Consider the following 17641-nt stretch of genomic DNA (forward strand, 5'->3'; position numbering starts at 1 on the left):
GCGGATACGCGTCCACCCGTTGTCTCTCCGATGATTTCATCGATCTGTTCTCGAACGATTCCGCGCCGGGATTGAGAATAGTATCCATGCTCGGCGCACTCAATTCATCTCCGCTTCGTTTCGTTCGCGGCGCTTGGGCGACGACCTTGGCGTCCCGGTCAGGCTCCGGATCAGCCGGAAAACACCAGCCTGAAGCAACTGCCGTGAGGCGCGACCGCTTGGTAGGTCAGCCGAATTCCATTGCTTTCGGCGAGTTCTCGCGCGATGTAAAGCCCGAGTCCGGTTCCCTTGGCGCTAGTCGTATAGAAGGGATCGAAGATCGCGTTGACGGTCGCCTCCGCGATGCCCGGCCCCGTGTCGATGACCTCGATCAGCGCCTCGTTGAGATCATCGGTCCGGTCGGCCCGGATCAGGATGCGCGGCGGCTGATCGGCCTGCCTGCCATGGATGAGCGCGTTTTCGCACAGATTGGCGAGTATCTGATGCAGGTGACGCGGGTCCGCCTCGACGCGGATGTCGTCAGCGTCGCACTGAAGCTGGAGCGCGCTGGGGTGCAATTCATGGCGTTCGCGGAACTCGCTGGAGAACTCGTCGAGCCAGGCGGACAACACGATCTGGGAAGGTTCTCGCTGATTGCGGCGGGAGAGCTGCAGAACGCTGTGCACGGTTTCTTCGATACGTGCGCCGTTGCGGCGGATGATCTCGAGCAGGTGCCGGTCATCGTCGGTCAGCCCCGGACTTTCGGTCAATAATTGACTGGCATGGGTCATGGCGCTCAAGGGATTGCGAATATTGTGGGCGATGCTGGCGGTCAGGGTTCCGAGCGAGGCGAGCTTGATCTGCTGGGCCTCCCTGGCGACCTCCTGATTGTCGCGCAAATAGATGATGACGCCACTGGCGCGGTATTCGCCCAGCAGCTTGAGCGAAACGCGAATCTCACGGTTGCCAATCTGGATCAGCCGCCCATTGGGTGGAGACGGTTGGACCTGCAACGCCAGCCATTTGCCCAACTCGGGCGAGAGATCGGACAGCGCCGCTCCGGCGTTGAACCGCCGGGCGCCGAGCAGATCCAGGGCGGCCTGATTGAGCAGGCGCAGGTGGCGTTCGCCGTCGGCTACCAGGATGCCGGTGCCGATGCTCTGGATGATGAAGTCATTCAGCTTGGAGAGGTCGTCGATGTCGACCTTGCGTCGGGCCGCCAGGGCTTCCGCCGAACGCACGCGCCGATACAGCACATGCGACATCAGCGCGACCATGAAAAACAACAGACCCAGCAGACCCGCCTGCGTGAAGGAGATGACATGGGCATCGTCCAGCATGGCCGAATAAATCTGTTGGGCAATGACGGCCAGTGAAGCGAGCGCGGCGAACAGGAGCGACAGACGACCTTCCATCATCAGCGCGGCGGCGGCGACCGCGACGGCGAGCAGGATGCCAAGTCCGCTGGCGATGCCGCCCGCGGCATGCATCAGGAGGGTATAGGCAAGAATATCGGCGAAAATGCCAATCTGGACCTGCTGGATCCGGTACGGCCAGCGGTTGAGCAGACCCAGTCCGCCGAGCAGGACCAGCGGTGCGTAAACGGCCAGGATCGACCAGATGAATGGGGTGTCGATGCCACTGCTTGCGGGATCCCCGAAGGAGCGCGAGAACGCCAGGGCCAGGACGAGTAAAATGCAGAATCGGAAGAGAAACAGCCAACGTAATGCGCCCCATGTCGGATAATGCGTATTGTCATGACGCGGCACCGTCCGCTGATCGCCTGAGGCGTCGGATCGTCCCGAGTGTCCATGATTATCGTTCGTCATCGAAATGCCGCTCAACACACTGAAAAATCGTCCGGTTGCGACATGCGTCATTTGTGCGTCGGCTCGGCCTTGCGTGAACCGGCGGTCGCCGTCCCCGACCCGCAAGAACGTATTTCACTCTGGACGCGGTTTGGATCAGAATTGCGCGAACCCCGCCATCGGGATGGGATTCGTCTCTGAATCTACTCTATTCATTCCGACCGTGACCGCGAGCATTCGATGAATCTACACGAATACCAAGCCAAGCAGCTCTTTCGTCGTTATCGCATTCCGGTGCCGGCGGGGATTGTCGCGGCGACGCCGGAGGCGACCCTGGCGGCCTGCGCCGAACTCGGCGGAGCGCGCTGGGTCGTCAAGGCGCAGATCCATGCGGGCGGGCGCGGCAAGGCCGGCGGCGTGATCCTGGCCGATTCGGACGAACAGGCCGCCAGCGCGGCGCGCCGTTTGCTCGGCAGTCGTCTGGTCACCCACCAGAGCGGCCCGGAAGGCTTGCCCGTCGGCTGCCTGCTGGTGGAGCAACCCACCGCGATCGCCCGCGAACTCTATCTGAGCCTGCTGGTGGATCGCGCATCGGAGCAAATGTTATTCATGGCCTCCGCGTCCGGGGGCATGGAGATCGAGACGGTGGCCGCCGCGACGCCCGACAAGATCCTGCTGACGCGAGTCCATCCGGCCTCTGGACTGCAATCCTTTCATGCGCGCAGGCTTGGCTTCGGGCTCGGTCTGGAAGGATCGCGGATCAAGGCATTGGCGGTCCTGATGGACGGCATCTACCGGCTCGCCATCGAGTGCGACGCCAGTCAGGTGGAGATTAACCCGCTGGTGGTGACGGAGACGGGCGAGCTGGTCGCGCTGGACGCCAAGATCAATCTTGACGACAACGCGCTCTATCGTCATCCCGATCTGGAGGCGTTGCGCGATCTTACTCAGGAGGATGCCCGCGAGGCGGAGGCAAAGGTGCACGAACTCAATTATATCAGTCTCGACGGTAATATCGGCTGCATGGTCAATGGCGCCGGACTGGCGATGGCGACCATGGATCTGGTCAAGCTGCACGGTGGCGCGCCGGCCAATTTTCTCGACGTGGGCGGCGGCGCCACGGCGGAACGGGTGGCCGAGGCGTTCAAGCTCATCCTCTCCGACCCCAAGGTGACGGCGGTGCTGGTCAATATCTTCGGCGGCATCGTGCGGTGCGATCTGATCGCCGAGGGCATTATGCAGGCGGTGCGCGAGGTGGATGTCGCCGTCCCCGTCGTGGTGCGGCTGGAAGGCACCAATGCGCCCCAGGGGCTGCGGATGCTCGCCGACAGCGAGCTGGCCGTCGTGACCGCCAGCAGTCTGAGCGAGGCGGCCGACAAGGTGGTCACGGCCGCCGCGGGTCGCGCCCGTGAAACGTTCTCGCCGGAGGGCGCGCGATGAGCGTCCTGATCGATGCCGGAACGCGCCTGATCTGTCAGGGTTTCACGGGCAAGCAGGGAACCTTTCACAGCGAACAGGCGCTCGCCTACGGCACCAATCTGGTCGGCGGGGTGACGCCCGGCAAGGGCGGTCAGCGCCATCTCGACCGCCCCGTGTTCGACACCGTCCATGCGGCGGTCAGTGAAACCGGCGCCGATGCCACCATGATCTATGTGCCCGCGCCCTATGCGGCGGACGCCATCCTGGAAGCGGCGGACGCGGGCATTCGGGTCATCGTCTGTATCACCGAGGGGATTCCGGTGCTCGACATGCTGCGCGTCAAGGCGGCGCTGGCGAACAGCGAGTCAGTGCTGATCGGTCCCAATTGTCCGGGCGTCATCACCCCCGGCGCCTGCAAGATCGGCATCATGCCCGGCCATATTCATCGACCGGGGCGGATCGGGATCGTCTCGCGCTCGGGCACCTTGACCTACGAGGCGGTGTTTCAGACCACCCACGCGGGTCTGGGTCAGAGCACCTGCATCGGGATCGGCGGCGATCCCATCCAGGGGCTGAATTTTGTCGATTGTCTGACGCTGTTCGAGTCCGATCCCGAGACCGATGGGGTGATCCTGGTCGGCGAAATCGGCGGCGGCGCGGAGGAAGCGGCGGCGGAATTCATTCAGACCCGGATGAGCAAGCCGGTGGTGGCCTATATCGCCGGCGTCACCGCGCCCGCCGGCAAGCGCATGGGACATGCCGGGGCCATCGTCACCGGCGGCCAGGGCACCGCCGAGGGTAAATATGCCGCGCTGGAGACCGCTGGAGTCACGACCGTGCGCTCGCCGGCGGCGATGGGGGCGCGGATGGCGGAATTGCTGGGGGCTTGATCCACTCGACGGTTGATAGAATTTGATAAGTCTGTTCAGGCTTTTCCGCGAATCGATCCATCTCGATAGGACACAGCGATGACAGAGAACCTGACTTATGACGCCGATTTCCATGCCTGGGCCCTGCATAACGCCCGGTTGCTGCGCGCCGGTCAGATCGATCAGGTGGACGCCCAGCATCTTGCCGAGGAACTGGAAGGCATGAGTGCCAGCGAACGTCGGGAACTCCTGAACCGTTTGCAGGTATTGCTCCTGCATCTGCTCAAATACCAGTATCAGCCGGAACGTGGCCGAAGCTGGCTGCTGACCATCGTTCATCAACGGACGGCCATCGAACGTCTGCTGGAACAATCGCCCAGCCTGAAAGCGCGTCTGGATGATGAAACCCTCGCCAGGGTCTATGGCAAGGCGGTGCGTGAGGCGGTCATCGAAACCGATCTGAAACCGCATCTTTTCCCGATCGGATGCCCCTATCTTCTCGAACAGATCCTGGACGAAGACTGGCTGCCTGAGTCGGTTTAACCATCCGCCAGGGAACGACCAAACGGGCTTGCATTCGTGTTGATCGACGGCGACTCTTTATGATTGAGACTATTTAGCTTCGGAGCGAACCACCTTGGCTTGTCGTATCCAGATCGCACAGATCAATCCGCTGGTCGGCGATGTCGCCGGTAATGCCGCGCGCATCGTCGCCGAATCCGCACGGGCGCGTGCCGAGGGCGCGGACCTGCTGGTCTTCCCCGAACTCGCGCTGACCGGCTATCCGCCGGAGGATCTCCTGCTGCGCCCGGAGTTCATGCGCCGGGTCGAGACGGCGCTGGAGCGGATTCGCGCGGAGGTCGCCGGAATCGTCCTGGTGCTGGGCTATCCGCTTCAGGCGGTGGGCGGACTCTTCAACGTCGCCGGGGTGCTGCGCGAGGGCCAGGTGATCGCCGAGTACGCCAAGCAGCATCTGCCCAATTACAGCGTCTTCGACGAGAAGCGCTATTTTCAGCCGGGTGCGACGCCGACGGTGTTCGAGCATCGCGGTCTGCGGATCGGGCTGAGTGTCTGCGAGGATATCTGGCATGCCGGCCCGACGCGCCAGGCGGCCGAGGCCGGCGCCCAGATCCTGCTCAATCTCAATGCCTCGCCCTTTCATGCCGGCAAAGGCGAGGACCGCGAGGCGCTGGTGGTGCGGCGGGCAAGCGATCACGGCCTGACGATCCTCTACGCGAATCTGGTGGGCGGGCAGGATGAGCTGGTGTTCGACGGGGCCTCCTTCGTGGCGGATCGTGCCGGGCGGATCGTCGCGCGCGCGCCGGGTTTCGCGGAGTCCGTGCTGACCGTCGACTTCGACGATGCCGGGCGGATCGTCGCCACGCAGCCCGAGACGCTGGAGCCGCCGCCCGACGAGGAGGCGGCCATCTATGATGCGCTGGTGCTCGGGGTGCGCGATTATGTGCGCAAGAACGGTTTCAGCGGCGCGGTGCTGGGCCTGTCCGGCGGGATCGATTCGGCGCTGACCTTGACGCTCGCGGTGGACGCACTGGGGGCGGAGCGAGTCGAGGCGATCCTGATGCCCTCGCGCTATACCGCCGACATGAGTAACGAGGACGCGCTCGAAGAGACCCGTCTGCTGGGCGTGGCGACGCAAATCATCCCGATCGAACCCGCCTTCCGAACCTTTTTGGACATGCTGGAGCCGGCCTTTGCCGGACAGCCGGCGGATGTCACGGAGGAAAACATCCAGGCGCGCTGTCGCGGGGTCATTCTGATGGCGATCAGCAACAAGACCGGCCGCATCCTGCTGACCACCGGCAACAAGAGCGAGATGGCGGTGGGTTATGCCACGCTCTATGGCGACATGGCGGGCGGGTTCGCGCCTATTAAGGATGTGCCCAAGATGCTGGTCTATCGACTGGCGCGCTACCGCAACACGCGCTCGGCGGCGATTCCGGAACGCGTGCTGACGCGGCCGCCCTCGGCGGAATTGCGACCCGATCAGACCGATCAGGACAGCCTTCCTCCCTACGAGGTGTTGGACGCGATCCTGCGCCTCTATATCGAACGGGACGAGGGCGTCGAGGCGATCGTTAGCCAGGGCTACCCGGCCGAGGTGGTGCGCCGAGTGGCGCGGCTCGTGGATCGTAACGAATACAAGCGGCGGCAGTCGCCCCCAGGGGTCCGCATCTCGGAGCGGGCGTTCGGGCGCGATCGTCGGTATCCGATCACCAGCGGCTTCTGAACGGCCGCGCGCCCGTGGCGCTGTTCATCGTTCAGTCGTGAACCTATACTTCCGAACTTCAATTCGCCGCGACCCACAACGGAGATCCCCATGAAAAAGGTCGAAGCCATCATCAAACCCTTCAAGCTGGACGATGTCCGCGAGGCATTGTCCGCCGCCGGCATCACTGGAATGACCGCGATCGAGGTCAAGGGTTTCGGGCGCCAAAAGGGCCACACCGAACTCTATCGCGGGGCCGAGTACGTGGTCGATTTTCTGCCCAAGGTCAAAATCGAGCTAGTGCTCGCCGACGAGCAGGTCGACGGCTGCATCAACGCCATCACCGCGGCCGCCCGCACCGGCAAGATCGGCGACGGCAAAATCTTCGTCTCCGAGGTCACGCGGGTTGTGCGAATTCGCACCGGCGAGGAAGACGAGGCCGCCATTTAAACCGCGCCCCGCCGAATGTCCGTGGTGCCGCAAAGCGAGTTGAAGAGCCGCGAAACCGGACACGGCCTAGCCTTCGTCGAGCTTGAGGTATTCCCACAGCTTGCGGGCCAGATCGACCTCGTCAGGCTCGGGCTCGTCGGGCGCGAAGCGCCCGGCCTGACGATTTAGATCCAGCACCCGCTTGGCGTCGGCGGCCAGTTCCGGCTTGTCCAGCGCGCGGTAGGCGTCGATCAGCACCTCCAGCGCATCCTCGACGGCGCTGGTGCGTTGAAAACGCTCGATAACGTAGTTGGCGCGATTGACCGCGGCCAGATAGGCGCCACGACGCATGTAATAGCGTGCGACATTGACTTCATGCTTAGCGAGGTTATTGCGCAGATAGAGCATGCGCTGACGCGCGTCTTCCGCGTATTTGCTGTCCGGAAACCGCTCGACCAGCGCGGAGAAATCGGTGAAGGCGTCGAGTGCCGAGCCAGGATCGCGCTGGGATGGGTCGGTCGGGATGTAGCGATCCAGGAAGCCCACACTGCGGTTGTAGTTGACGATGCCTTTCAGATAATAGGCATAGTCGACAAACGGATTCTGCGGATAGAGCTTGATGAATCGATCGGCGGCGGCGACGGCCTTCTCCGGCTCCTCCGCGCGATAGTGCGCATAGGCGACATCGAGCTGGGCCTGCATGGCATAACGCCCGAAGGGATAGCGCGACTCCAGCTTTTCGTAGAGTTCGACGGCGCGCGTGTAGTTGCTGGAATCGAGTTCGGACGCCGCCTCCGCATAGAGCTTCGCGGCGCTCCAGCCCTCGGTTGGGTCGATTTCCTTGCCGAAGATTCCACAGCCGGCAAGCGCGACAACGAGCAACAGCACGGGCAGTCGTGATAACGTTCGAGGCATGACTCAAAGACACCTGTTTCAAATCGTCGGCAGTATACCCGAAGGGCCTTGTTCCAGCGCGCGGCGATGCGGTCCGCCGCGTCCCGCCATCCCCGGCGCTGGGACAACTTTCGCATGAGCCCGGCAACCCCCGAAACGGTCCGGCGCGCGGTGCGCGTCGATCCCCTGCTCGCGGGCGCGCGTCTCGATCAGGCGCTGGCGGCGCTGCTGCCGGAGTTTTCCCGCAGCCGCCTGCAACAGTGGATCGAGTCCGGGCAAGTGCTGGTCAACGACGCGCCGCGCCGCTGTCGCGACAAAGTCTGGGACGGCGACGCCATCCATCTCGATGCCTTGCTCGCGGCGAGCGAGGCGTGCGCGGCCCAGGACATCGCGCTGGATCTGGTCTACGAAGACGCACACCTGCTGGTGGTCAACAAACCGGCGGGGCTGGTGGTCCATCCCGCAGCCGGCAATCCCGACGGCACGCTCCAGAACGCGCTGCTGCACCATGCCCCGGAACTGGCGAAGGTGCCGCGCGCCGGCATCGTCCATCGGCTCGACAAGGACACGAGCGGTCTGCTGGTGGTGGCCCGGACGCTCGCCGCGCACAAGTCGCTGGTGGAGCAGCTTCAGGCGCGCCAGGTGCACCGCGAATACCGCGCGCTGGCGGTCGGCGAACTGGTGACGGGCGGTCGGATCGAGGCCCCGGTGGGGCGCCATCCCACCCAGCGCATCCGGATGGCGGTGGTGCCCCATGGGCGCCCGGCGGTGACCCATTATCGTGTCCTGGAGCGTTATCCCGGCCATACCCTGCTGGGCGTTGAACTGGAGACCGGCCGGACCCATCAGATCCGGGTACACCTGACGCATCTGCACCATCCGCTGGTCGGCGATCGCACCTATGGCGGGCGACCGCGTCCGCCGCGCGGCTGCGCCGCCGAGTTGACCTTTGGGCTCCAGGCGTTTCCGCGTCAGGCGCTGCATGCGATCCGCCTGGGGCTGAACCATCCGGCGAGCGGCGAGGCGGTGGCCTGGGAGATTCCGATGGCCCCGGATCTGGAGTCTTTATTGGAGCTGTTGCGACGGGAGGCCGAGGTTGGAACTGATTCGCCCTGAGTGGCCGGCACCGCCCTGGGTGCGTGCCATCTCCACCACGCGCGACGGCGGACGCAGCGAGGGGCCGTTCGCGAGCCTCAATCTGGGCGATCATGTGGGCGACGAACCCGCGCGGGTCGCTGACAATCGCGCGCGACTCCTGGCCCGGCTCGGGCTGTCCGCCGAACCCTGCTGGCTGCGTCAGGTGCATGGCCGCGCGATCGTCCGCGCTGGCACGGCGAACCCGGACCGCGAAGCCGATGGCGCGCTGGCGGACACGCCGGGCGCGGTCTGCGTCGTGATGACCGCCGACTGTCTGCCGCTGCTCCTTTGCGACGCGCAGGGAACCCGTGTCGCCGCCGTCCACGCCGGTTGGCGGGGCTTGGCCGGGGGCGTGCTGGAGGCTGCGGTGGTGGCGCTGGACATCGCGCCGGAGCGCCTGCTGGTCTGGCTCGGTCCGGCGATCGGACCCGCGGCCTTCGCGGTCGGCGATGAGGTGCGCGAGCGCTTTGTCGCGGCGGATGCGCGCGCGGCGGCGGCTTTTCGTTCAGGCCCACCGACGGACGCGGGAGAGCCGCTGGGCGGTCCCTGGTTCGCCGATCTGTTTCTGCTCGCGCGTCAACGGCTGGCCCAGCTCGGCATCGCACGGATTTACGGGGGCGGAGACTGCACCTTTTCGCAGCCGCGACGGTTTTTTTCGTACCGGCGCGATGGCGTCACCGGGCGCATGGCCAGCCTGATCTGGCTCGCTCCGCGCGCTGAAGACAGCGCCCGCAAACAAGGCGCGGATCAAACATGATTGTTCAGGATTCACAAGAGAGAAAATTCATGTCCGATTGGAATATGTTGACTCTGGTCGGCGCCGACCGTCCGGGAATCGTCTCGCGGGTGACGCGCGCGCTCTACGAGGTCGGCTGTCATCTCGGCGAGGCGTCGATGATTCGGCTCGGCGGCAATTTTACCATCATGCTGATGGTGCGCGGCGAACGATCCGGTCAGGAGATACTGGACGCACTCACGCCCGTGTCCGATGAACTCGGTCTGCGCGCCCATCTGGATCCTGTGCATGGCGGATTGCACCAGCATCTGGTGCCGAATTTCCAGGTGCGGGTGACGGGGGCGGATCGCGCCGGCATCGTCGCCGAGGTGACCGGGATCCTGGCCAGCCATGGCTTCAACATCCAGGAGCTTGAATCGGACGTGGCCGGCGACCGCGAGCGACCGATCTATATCATGAACATCCAGGGTTTCTGCGGCGAGACGCTCGAAACGCTGGAGTCCGCGCTCTCGCCCCTCGTCGAACAGGGCGTGTCCGTGGATGTTTCGCCTGTCGACTTACTGATCGGTTGACCGATGGCCATTCTGGAGATCCTCAAACTCCCCGATCCCCGGCTCAAGCAGGTGTCGGCGCCCGTCGAGCGTTTCGACGACGAACTGCGGGCCTTTATCGCGGATCTGGAAGACACGCGCCGGGACGGCCCCGCCGCGGTCGGCATCGCCGCGCCTCAGGTCGGACGCTTTCAGCGCATCGTGATCGTGGACGTCTCGGGACGGCCCAAAACCCCGAATCACGGCTATCTGGTCCTGGTGAATCCCGAGATCGTGCACTGGGAAGGCTATGCGATCGGGCGCGAGGGCTGTCTGTCGGTGCCAGACTACACCGGCAATGTGATCCGCGCGACCAGCCTCCGTCTCAAGACGCGGGATCCCGATGGCAGGGAACATGAATTTGCGATGGAAGGATATGAAGCGCGCGCGGTCCAACATGAACTGGACCACCTCGACGGGCTGCTGTTCGTTGATCGCGTGGTCAGCCGGCGGACCGACCTCTACCGCCGAAAAGTCTACAAAATCTGAACATTTAAACGCTTCAACCGTGTCAGCTTCGATGTCTGTCGGCGCCAGCGAGGCCGATCCGTCGCGGAAAGCGACGCATGACATCCTTGACGCGGCTGAAGATTGACTAAAGAGAACTGCCCATGAAACCGCGCCTGTTCCGATTCCTGCCGGTTGCGATGCTGCTGTTGGCGGCATCGGCCGCCCTTGCCGTTCCGCATCCGATCCCGCTGTCAGAGCTCTTCCCGAATCCGGGACACACCAAATCGGCGATCGTCATCAATAAGGTGCTGGAACGCTATCACTACCGCAAGGTGAATCTCGACAAGACCTTTGCTCATCAGGTACTGGATAAATATCTGGAGGCCCTGGATCCCAACCGCTCCTTCTTCCTGGCCCGCGACGTGGAACGGTTCGAGAACGGTGCCCGTCATCTCGACGACAGCCTGCGCCGGGGCGATCTCGATATCGCCTTCGATGTCTTTCGCGTCTATCGCATGCGGGTCGACGAGCGCGTCGCCCATGCGCTCAAGCTCCTGGACGGCAAGTTCGATTTCACCCGGCCGGAGTCCTACGACTTCGAGCCCGCCGATCCCCGTTGGGCGACCGACAGCGCCGCGCTCGACGAGCTGTGGCGCAAACGGGTGATGAACGACTTTCTCACCCTGCGTCTGGCCGACAAGCCGGACACCGAGATCCGCGAGCGTCTGCTAAAGCGCTACGAGGGGCTTGCCCGGCGGATTCATCAGTTCAATGGCGACGATGTCTTCCAGACCTTCATGAATGCCTATACGCAGACGCTGGAACCGCATACCAGCTTCATGTCGCCGGACACCTCCGCGAATTTCGACATCAGCATGAAGCTGTCCCTGGAAGGCATCGGCGCGGTGCTGCGCGGCGATAACGAGTACACCGTCGTACAAAGTACGGTCCCTGGCGGTCCGGCCCGCGATTCCGGCCAGATCCACGCGGGCGATCAGATCGTGGGCGTTGCCCAGGGACTCGACGGCCCGATGGAGGACGTGGTCGGCTGGCGGCTCGAGGACGTGGTGGACAAAATCCGCGGGCCAAAGGGCTCCGTGGTGCGCCTGCAATTGCTCTCGAAAGCCAGTGGCACCACGGGCCGGGCGCGCGAGATTTCGTTGGTGCGCAATGAAATCAAGCTGGAAGATCAGGCCGCCAAGAGCTTTGTCGTGGAGGATCTCGCCAACGGGCCTGGACTGAAGATCGGCGTGGTGGAGATCCCCGCCTTTTATCGCGATTTCGCGGCGGAGGGATCCGGCGATCGCGATTTTCGCAGCACGACCCGTGACGTGCACCGTTTGATCGACGAACTGGTCGGGCGCGGCGTCGCCGGCATTCTGATCGACCTGCGCGGCAATGGCGGCGGCTCGCTGGCCGAGGCCACGTCGCTCACCGGTCTCTTTATTGACACCGGACCGGTGGTTCAGGTCAAGGACGCCTTCGGTAAGGTCGACATCGAGGCGGACTCCGATGCCGGCGTTGCCTATGCCGGACCGCTGGCCGTGCTGGTCGATCGCGACAGCGCCTCCGCCTCGGAGATTTTCGCCGCCGCGATCCAGGACTACGGGCGGGGCCTGATCATCGGCGAGCCGACCTTCGGCAAGGGAACGGTGCAAACGCTGATCGATCTCAACCGCTATGTGCCCGGCGAGTCCAACGATCTTGGCCGCTTGCGCCTGACGATGGCCGAATTCTTCCGGATCAACGGCGGCAGCACCCAATTGCGCGGCGTCGAACCCGATATCCGCTTTCCGAGCGCCGAGTATCTGAAGGAGCACGGCGAGCGCTCGCTCGACAATGCCCTGCCCTGGACACGGATTCAGCCCGCCGCCTATCAACAGAACGGCCTGGTCGGGGTGGATCTGTTGACGCGCCAGTCCGCCGAGCGGATTGCCCGCGATTCCGGTTTCAAAATGCTCACCGAGCGCAGCAAAATGATGCGCGAGATTGAGGAGCAAACGCAGGTCTCGCTGCGCGAAACCGAACGCCGCGCGGCGGACGAGCAACGCGAGCGCGCCTTCAAGAACGACCAGGACAGCTTTCTGCGCGCGCGGGGAATCACGCCCGTGGACGAGGATGCGGAGCAGATCGACGAAGACGCCCTAGACGTGCAGCGCAAGGCCATCGCGCGCATCGAGGTGGACGAGGCGGCGCGCATCCTGATCGATGGCGTGCTGCTGGAACGCGCCAAACGCCCCATGGCCGTGATGAGAGACTGAGATTGAACGACTCGCAAGCGACGCTGGAACGGCGGATTGCGCGGCTGGCGGCCGCGGGTGGCAGCGCCACCTTCGCCGGCAACCGCATCGGTCTGGAAAAAGAAGGTCTGCGCGTGTCGGCGAACGGCAGACTCGCCGAGACGCCGCACCCGCTGACCCTGGGCGCGGCGCTCACCCATCCCTACATCACCACGGACTTTTCCGAGGCGCTGATCGAACTCATTACGCCGCCGCTGAGTAGTGGACACGCGGCGCTGGAGTTTCTGACCGACATCCATCTCTATGTCTATCGGCACCTGCCGGATGAACTGCTCTGGGGCACCAGCATGCCGTGCATCCTGTCGCGTACCGGGGAGATTCCGCTCGCCCGCTACGGAACCTCCAACGCGGCGACGATGAAGACTGCCTATCGGCGCGGTCTGGGCAATCGCTACGGACGCACCATGCAGTTGATTGCCGGGGTGCACTTCAATTTTTCGTTCGCGGATGCCTTCTGGGATCTCTACCAGGACCAGGACCAGGAGGCGGTCGCGGGCGAGCGCGACGGATTTCGCGCCGAGGTCCAGATGGGCATGATCCGCAACCTGCAGCGCATCGGCTGGCTCGTACCCTATCTATTCGGTGCCTCGCCGGCGGTTTGCGCGAGTTTCGCGCAAGGACGCGAGACCGATCTCCATCGCTTCGATGCCGATACCCTTTTTTATCCACATGCAACCTCGCTACGCATGGGCGACATCGGCTATCAGAACAAACAGGAGGAAGGGACGGGAATCAAGGCTAACTACGACAGTCTCGACGCCTATGTCCGCAGTCTGACCTGGGCCATCCAGACGCCCTGTCCACAATACGAGGCCATCGGTGTCAAGGTTAGTGACCGCTACGAACAGCTCAATGCCAACGTGCTTCAGATCGAAAACGAGTACTACAGCACGGTGCGTCCGAAGCAGATCACGGACTGGATGGAAAAACCGACCCTGGCCTTGCGTCGGCGCGGCATTCGCTATGTGGAACTCCGCTCGCTGGATGTCAACATCTTCGATCCGGTGGGCGTGGGTGAAGAGCAATTGCGATTTCTTGAAGTGCTGATGCTCTCTTGCCTGTTGACCGAGAGTCCGCGGATCGGCGCGCGCGAGCGTCGGGAGATCGATGAAAATCAGGTGCTGACGGCCCATCGCGGCCGCGAGCCGGGGCTGGCGTTAGTCCGCGACCGACACCCGGTCGCCTTGCGTCACTGGGCGGGCGAGATTCTCGCCGGCATGGCGGCGGCGGCGGAATTGCTGGACGGTGCGGCGAATGGACCGCGCTCCGAGAGTCTGCGGCGACAGCGGGAAAAGGTCGACCATCCCGATCTCACGCCCTCGGCGCGAATCCTGGAGACGATGCGGGCGCGGCACGAAGGATTTTTCGACTTTTCGCAACGGCTTGCCGAGGAGCATCGTCGCGAGCTGCGGTCATTGGAACTGAGTCCCGAGCGTCAGGCGTTGTTCGATCGGCTGACGGTCGATTCGCTCCGGCAACAGCGAGAGATCGAAGCCGCGGACGATCAGAGTTTCGACGACTTTTTGGAAACCTATTTCGCCCAAGGCGATTAGGCGATTTTCGGGAACATTCATAAAACCGCATTCAGCTACGAAACAAGCCCCGTCGTGGTCGCGACGGGGCTTTTTCCTGAGTGGCGGATCGCCGTCGATGGCGATCGTTCAACCCATTACTGGACGGATGGCGAGGTCGTCGCGGGCGCACCGGTCTGCTGCGGCGCAACCGCCTGAGCTGGCGCGCACGGTGCCTTGGCGTTCATGCCCCGGCCCGCATCGACGCTGTGCGCGGCATACTGGGCGCGACGCTGCTCCTGCTCGCTCTTGATGGCGGCACGGCGCTCGTCCATCTGCTGTTTTGCCTGGGCGCGACGGGCTTCCATCTCCTTGATCCGGGCCTCGAACGCTTCAGGCATGGCCGGACGCTCACGCGTCATCGCGGGAACCGCAGGCATTTCAGGCATGGCGGGATACTGGCCGAACGCGGGCATCGGCGGCATGTCAGGGCGATTCGGGAACTGACCGAACGCGGGCATTTCAGGCATGGCGGGATATTGTCCGAACGCGGGCGCCGGCGGCATGTCAGGGCGATTCGGGAACTGGCCGAATGCGGGCATCTCGGGCATGGCGGGATACTGTCCAAACTCGGGCATCGGCGGAACGTCCGGGAATGCGTGACCGGCACCGAATGGGCGGCCCGTTAACGGCCTGAAATTCGCGGCGCCCTGCTCGACCGCCGGCGGTTGCGGCGCCTGCGTCATGGCGGGAGCCTGAGGAGGAGCGGCATACCAGGCGCCAGCCGTGGAGGCGGCGGCAGCGAGGGCGAGGATGGAAGCGGCTTGGATTAGCTTGGACATAGGACACACCTTGGTGATGGAAGAGAAAAATGAAACGAACGCGCAAATGGCGATGCAATATCCCGATCGATCAAACCGCATCCAGCATGACAGGCGCTGTTTTCGAGTGGCATCGGCTTTGCATTAGCCATTGACCGTTGCGGCAGAGACGGTTCCGGTTTTTTAATTTTTGTGATATCAACCGTGCGAACCACAGGCGATTCAGGCTCTTCAGGGACGAGTGCCTGCGGTCAAACAGCGGTTTTCGCTCAGAACGTGGGTTAGTATATAAGTATCTTATGAAATAGCAATAGACGAATTTCGCCGGTTGCTCCGGTCTGGCGTCCGGAGTGCCGAGTACAACCGGCGATCCCAGGGCCGGACCGATCCTCAAAAAAGCCGATTCAACCCATTGAGCGCAGCAACCCGATAGGCTTCGGCCATGGTGGGATAGTTGAAGGTGGTCTCGGTGAAATAGCGGAGGGTGTTGGCCGCGCCGCGCTGGGACATGATGGCCTGACCGATATGCACGATTTCGGCTGCCTGCTCGCCGAAACAGTGGATGCCGAGAATCTCCAGCGTTTCGCGATGAAACAGCAGCTTGAGCATGCCGACGGTATGCCCGGTGATCTGGGCGCGGGCGATGCTCTTGAAGTCCGCCTGCGCGACCTCGTAGGGGATCTGGCTGGCGGTGAGCTCGCGTTCGGTGCGGCCGATGGAACTGATCTCGGGCACGGTGTAGATCCCGGTCGGGAACTCCTCGATCAGCGACCAGTCGCACTCCCCGTCCGCGATATGAGCGCCCACGAAACGCCCCTGATCGTAACTGGCGCTGGCCAGCGCGGGCGCGCCGACCACGTCGCCGACCGCATAGATGTGGGGCAGAGCGGTCTGATAGCTGGCGTTGACTTCCAACTGACCCCGTTGGTTGGGAGCCAGCCCGATGGTTTCAAGCCCCAGGTCATGGGTATTGCCGGTGCGCCCGTTCGCCCAGAGCAGAATGTCGGTCTTGAATTTTTTGCCGGATTCGCAATGCAGCACCACGCCATCCGCGCCGGCTTCCACGCGCCGATAGGTTTCGTTGTGCCGGATCACGACCCCCTGCTGACGCAGGCGATAACTGAGCGCATCGGTGATCTCGTCGTCGAGAAAGGACAGAAGCCGGTCGCGGGTGTCGACCAGATTCACCTTCACATCGAGCGAACTCATGATCGAGGCGTACTCGCAACCGATGACGCCAGCCCCATAGATGGTGATGGATCTTGGCGTCTGCGGAAGCGCCAGCACCGAGTCGCTGTCGCGGATACGGGGATGGCTGAAATCCAGCTCGGGCGGATGATAGGGCCGCGAACCGGTAGCGATCACGAGATGTTGCGCGCGCAGTCGATCGGTCAGACCGCCGGGGCGTCGCACTTCCAGCAGATTAGGCTCCAGAAAACGCGCATGCCCGAAGATGACCTGCACCCGGTTGCGTTGGTAATAGCGATAGCGGGTGCGGACCTGCTCGTTGATGACGCCATCCGCCGCCCGCAGCAGATCCGGAAATTCCACCTCGATCTGATGCTGCGTCTGCTGGAAGAGCGGATTGCGGCGGTAATCCGCCAGCATCTGGATCGAGTGACGCAGCGCCTTGCTCGGGATCGTGCCCCAATGGGTGCAGCCGCCGCCGACCGCGTCATGGGCCTCGATCACCGCGATTCGCTGACCGGCCTTGGCCAGCTTCATCGCCGCCCCCTCGCCGCCAGGTCCGGTGCCAATCACGAGGCTGTCGAAATCTTGCGTGGCCATCGATCCAGGGTTCCGTTGTCGGTTGCAACGATGGTCAAGGCTAACACGGAAGCCCCCGGATGCGGCGAGGGTCAACGCCGGATCAGGCGCCGCCTGCGCGCCTGACGCACTCCAGATAGTCGCGTTCGTTGAAAGGCTGCCGGTCGTGCTGGAGCTTCCAGAGACTCTCCGCGAGACATTCCATGATGCGGTGCTCCGCCTCGTGGGTGTCGCCGGTACGCCGCGCCAGGTTCCGGTACAATTTCCGGATGCCCGCTGGCTGATCGATGCTCAATTGCTCCAGGATGACCAGGTGTAGACCCAGATGCAGGAATGGGTTGGACTGGCCCTGCTCGGGGAGGAAATCCCGCTCCAGCGCGCTTTCCTCGGCTTCGAGGAATGGCTGATACTCCGGATGTTGGCGCAGGATCTCGACGATCTGGCGTTCCAGCGGTTCCAGCGGTTGTTCGGTTCTGGCCTTTTCCCAAGCCTGAATGAAAACACCGCGATGGCTGTTGCGATCCGAGGAAAACATGGTGTGCGTGACGTCTCGCTAAAGATATGGTGGATTGACCTCGGTCAGGATCCGGCATCGTCGGATCGGGTCGCCAAGCAGCTCTAGCCTCAATCCGGCGTTTTGTCCGGGAACTCGCACAGATCGGCGATGCCGCAGTGCGGACAGCGCGGCGTGCGGGCGACACAGA

16 protein-coding genes and 1 pseudogene are annotated in these 17641 nt (G+C 63.6%); 11 read left to right on the forward strand and 6 right to left on the reverse strand.

Annotation, left to right across the window (positions count from 1 at the left end; genetic code table 11):
- Positions 1-170: 170 nt before the first annotated feature.
- Positions 171-1748: an ATP-binding protein gene (locus tag QZY07_RS20625; RefSeq protein ID WP_295406739.1), complete on the reverse strand. Its 1578-nt coding sequence runs from the start codon at positions 1746-1748 to the stop codon at positions 171-173.
- A gap of 279 nt (positions 1749-2027) precedes the next feature.
- On the opposite strand from QZY07_RS20625, the gene sucC reads away from it, so the two are divergent.
- The 5 genes from sucC (at position 2028) to QZY07_RS20650 (ending at position 6752) form a co-directional block, all read left to right on the forward strand.
- Positions 2028-3227: an ADP-forming succinate--CoA ligase subunit beta gene (gene sucC, locus QZY07_RS20630; protein ID WP_295406742.1), complete on the forward strand. Its 1200-nt coding sequence runs from the start codon at positions 2028-2030 to the stop codon at positions 3225-3227.
- On the forward strand, positions 3224-4096 hold the full coding sequence (gene sucD / locus QZY07_RS20635; RefSeq protein ID WP_295406745.1) for a succinate--CoA ligase subunit alpha: 873 nt from the start codon (positions 3224-3226) through the stop codon (positions 4094-4096). Before sucC ends, sucD begins: the two co-directional genes overlap by 4 nt.
- 78 nt (positions 4097-4174) lie before the next feature.
- Positions 4175-4618 carry a DUF29 domain-containing protein gene (locus tag QZY07_RS20640; protein ID WP_295406747.1) on the forward strand — a complete coding sequence of 148 codons (444 nt, stop codon included), beginning with the start codon at positions 4175-4177 and terminating at the stop codon, positions 4616-4618.
- Positions 4619-4712: 94 nt separating this feature from the next.
- The gene (locus tag QZY07_RS20645) at positions 4713-6323 is read left to right on the forward strand and encodes an NAD+ synthase (RefSeq protein ID WP_295406750.1); all 1611 of its coding nucleotides are present in this window, start codon (positions 4713-4715) and stop codon (positions 6321-6323) included.
- Between the two features lie 90 nt (positions 6324-6413).
- Entirely contained in the window at positions 6414-6752 is a 339-nt protein-coding gene (locus tag QZY07_RS20650) for a P-II family nitrogen regulator (RefSeq protein ID WP_295406753.1), read from the forward strand.
- A 66-nt stretch (positions 6753-6818) separates the two neighbouring features.
- On the opposite strand, the gene QZY07_RS20655 is transcribed toward QZY07_RS20650, so the two are convergent.
- Positions 6819-7646, reverse strand: a complete 828-nt coding sequence (locus QZY07_RS20655; RefSeq protein WP_295406756.1) for an outer membrane protein assembly factor BamD — start codon at positions 7644-7646, stop codon at positions 6819-6821.
- Positions 7647-7760: 114 nt separating this feature from the next.
- Here QZY07_RS20655 and rluD point away from each other — a divergent pair, with 114 nt between their 5' ends.
- The 6 genes from rluD (at position 7761) to gshA (ending at position 14391) form a co-directional block, all read left to right on the forward strand.
- A complete protein-coding gene (gene rluD, locus QZY07_RS20660) occupies positions 7761-8741 on the forward strand; it encodes a 23S rRNA pseudouridine(1911/1915/1917) synthase RluD (protein WP_295406760.1) in 981 nt (326 codons plus the stop codon).
- Complete coding sequence (pgeF, locus tag QZY07_RS20665) at positions 8722-9519, forward strand: peptidoglycan editing factor PgeF (protein ID WP_295406762.1); 798 nt, start codon at positions 8722-8724, stop codon at positions 9517-9519. Before rluD ends, pgeF begins: the two co-directional genes overlap by 20 nt.
- A 29-nt stretch (positions 9520-9548) precedes the next feature.
- A complete protein-coding gene (locus QZY07_RS20670; protein ID WP_295406764.1) occupies positions 9549-10070 on the forward strand; it encodes an ACT domain-containing protein in 522 nt (173 codons plus the stop codon).
- Positions 10071-10073: 3 nt separating this feature from the next.
- A complete protein-coding gene (gene def, locus QZY07_RS20675; RefSeq protein WP_295406767.1) occupies positions 10074-10577 on the forward strand; it encodes a peptide deformylase in 504 nt (167 codons plus the stop codon).
- Positions 10578-10699: 122 nt separating this feature from the next.
- On the forward strand, positions 10700-12799 hold the full coding sequence (locus tag QZY07_RS20680; RefSeq protein ID WP_295406769.1) for a carboxy terminal-processing peptidase: 2100 nt from the start codon (positions 10700-10702) through the stop codon (positions 12797-12799).
- 2 nt (positions 12800-12801) lie between these two features.
- Positions 12802-14391, forward strand: a complete 1590-nt coding sequence (gene gshA / locus QZY07_RS20685) for a glutamate--cysteine ligase (protein WP_295406772.1) — start codon at positions 12802-12804, stop codon at positions 14389-14391.
- A gap of 116 nt (positions 14392-14507) precedes the next feature.
- On the opposite strand, the gene QZY07_RS20690 is transcribed toward gshA, so the two are convergent.
- From QZY07_RS20690 to QZY07_RS20705, 4 genes and pseudogenes are all read right to left on the reverse strand, one after another.
- Positions 14508-15191, reverse strand: coding sequence for a hypothetical protein (locus tag QZY07_RS20690; protein WP_295406775.1), 684 nt, complete (start codon positions 15189-15191; stop codon positions 14508-14510).
- Between the two features lie 369 nt (positions 15192-15560).
- Entirely contained in the window at positions 15561-16958 is a 1398-nt protein-coding gene (gene sthA / locus QZY07_RS20695; RefSeq protein WP_295406778.1) for a Si-specific NAD(P)(+) transhydrogenase, read from the reverse strand.
- A gap of 82 nt (positions 16959-17040) precedes the next feature.
- Positions 17041-17472: a DUF1841 family protein gene (locus QZY07_RS20700; RefSeq protein ID WP_295406782.1), complete on the reverse strand. Its 432-nt coding sequence runs from the start codon at positions 17470-17472 to the stop codon at positions 17041-17043.
- Positions 17473-17561: 89 nt separating this feature from the next.
- Positions 17562-17641: pseudogene (locus QZY07_RS20705) on the reverse strand (endonuclease III); the annotation flags it as partial.

Origin of the sequence: uncultured Thiocystis sp., from assembly GCF_903866365.1 — a bacterium.
Taxonomy (GTDB): Bacteria; Pseudomonadota; Gammaproteobacteria; order Chromatiales; family Chromatiaceae; genus Chromatium.

Excerpts from the sequence above, each read along its gene's own strand:
- QZY07_RS20655 (WP_295406756.1), bottom strand. The coding sequence starts at position 7,646 with ATGCCTCGAACGTTATCACGACTGCCCGTGCTGTTGCTCGTTGTCGCG.
- QZY07_RS20700 (WP_295406782.1), bottom strand. The coding sequence starts at position 17,472 with ATGTTTTCCTCGGATCGCAACAGCCATCGCGGTGTTTTCATTCAGGCT.
- sucD (WP_295406745.1), top strand. The coding sequence starts at position 3,224 with ATGAGCGTCCTGATCGATGCCGGAACGCGCCTGATCTGTCAGGGTTTC.
- QZY07_RS20690 (WP_295406775.1), bottom strand. The coding sequence starts at position 15,191 with ATGTCCAAGCTAATCCAAGCCGCTTCCATCCTCGCCCTCGCTGCCGCC.
- QZY07_RS20650 (WP_295406753.1), top strand. The coding sequence starts at position 6,414 with ATGAAAAAGGTCGAAGCCATCATCAAACCCTTCAAGCTGGACGATGTC.
- QZY07_RS20680 (WP_295406769.1), top strand. The coding sequence starts at position 10,700 with ATGAAACCGCGCCTGTTCCGATTCCTGCCGGTTGCGATGCTGCTGTTG.
- sucC (WP_295406742.1), top strand. The coding sequence starts at position 2,028 with ATGAATCTACACGAATACCAAGCCAAGCAGCTCTTTCGTCGTTATCGC.
- QZY07_RS20670 (WP_295406764.1), top strand. The coding sequence starts at position 9,549 with ATGTCCGATTGGAATATGTTGACTCTGGTCGGCGCCGACCGTCCGGGA.
- def (WP_295406767.1), top strand. The coding sequence starts at position 10,074 with ATGGCCATTCTGGAGATCCTCAAACTCCCCGATCCCCGGCTCAAGCAG.
- QZY07_RS20640 (WP_295406747.1), top strand. The coding sequence starts at position 4,175 with ATGACAGAGAACCTGACTTATGACGCCGATTTCCATGCCTGGGCCCTG.
- sthA (WP_295406778.1), bottom strand. The coding sequence starts at position 16,958 with ATGGCCACGCAAGATTTCGACAGCCTCGTGATTGGCACCGGACCTGGC.
- rluD (WP_295406760.1), top strand. The coding sequence starts at position 7,761 with ATGAGCCCGGCAACCCCCGAAACGGTCCGGCGCGCGGTGCGCGTCGAT.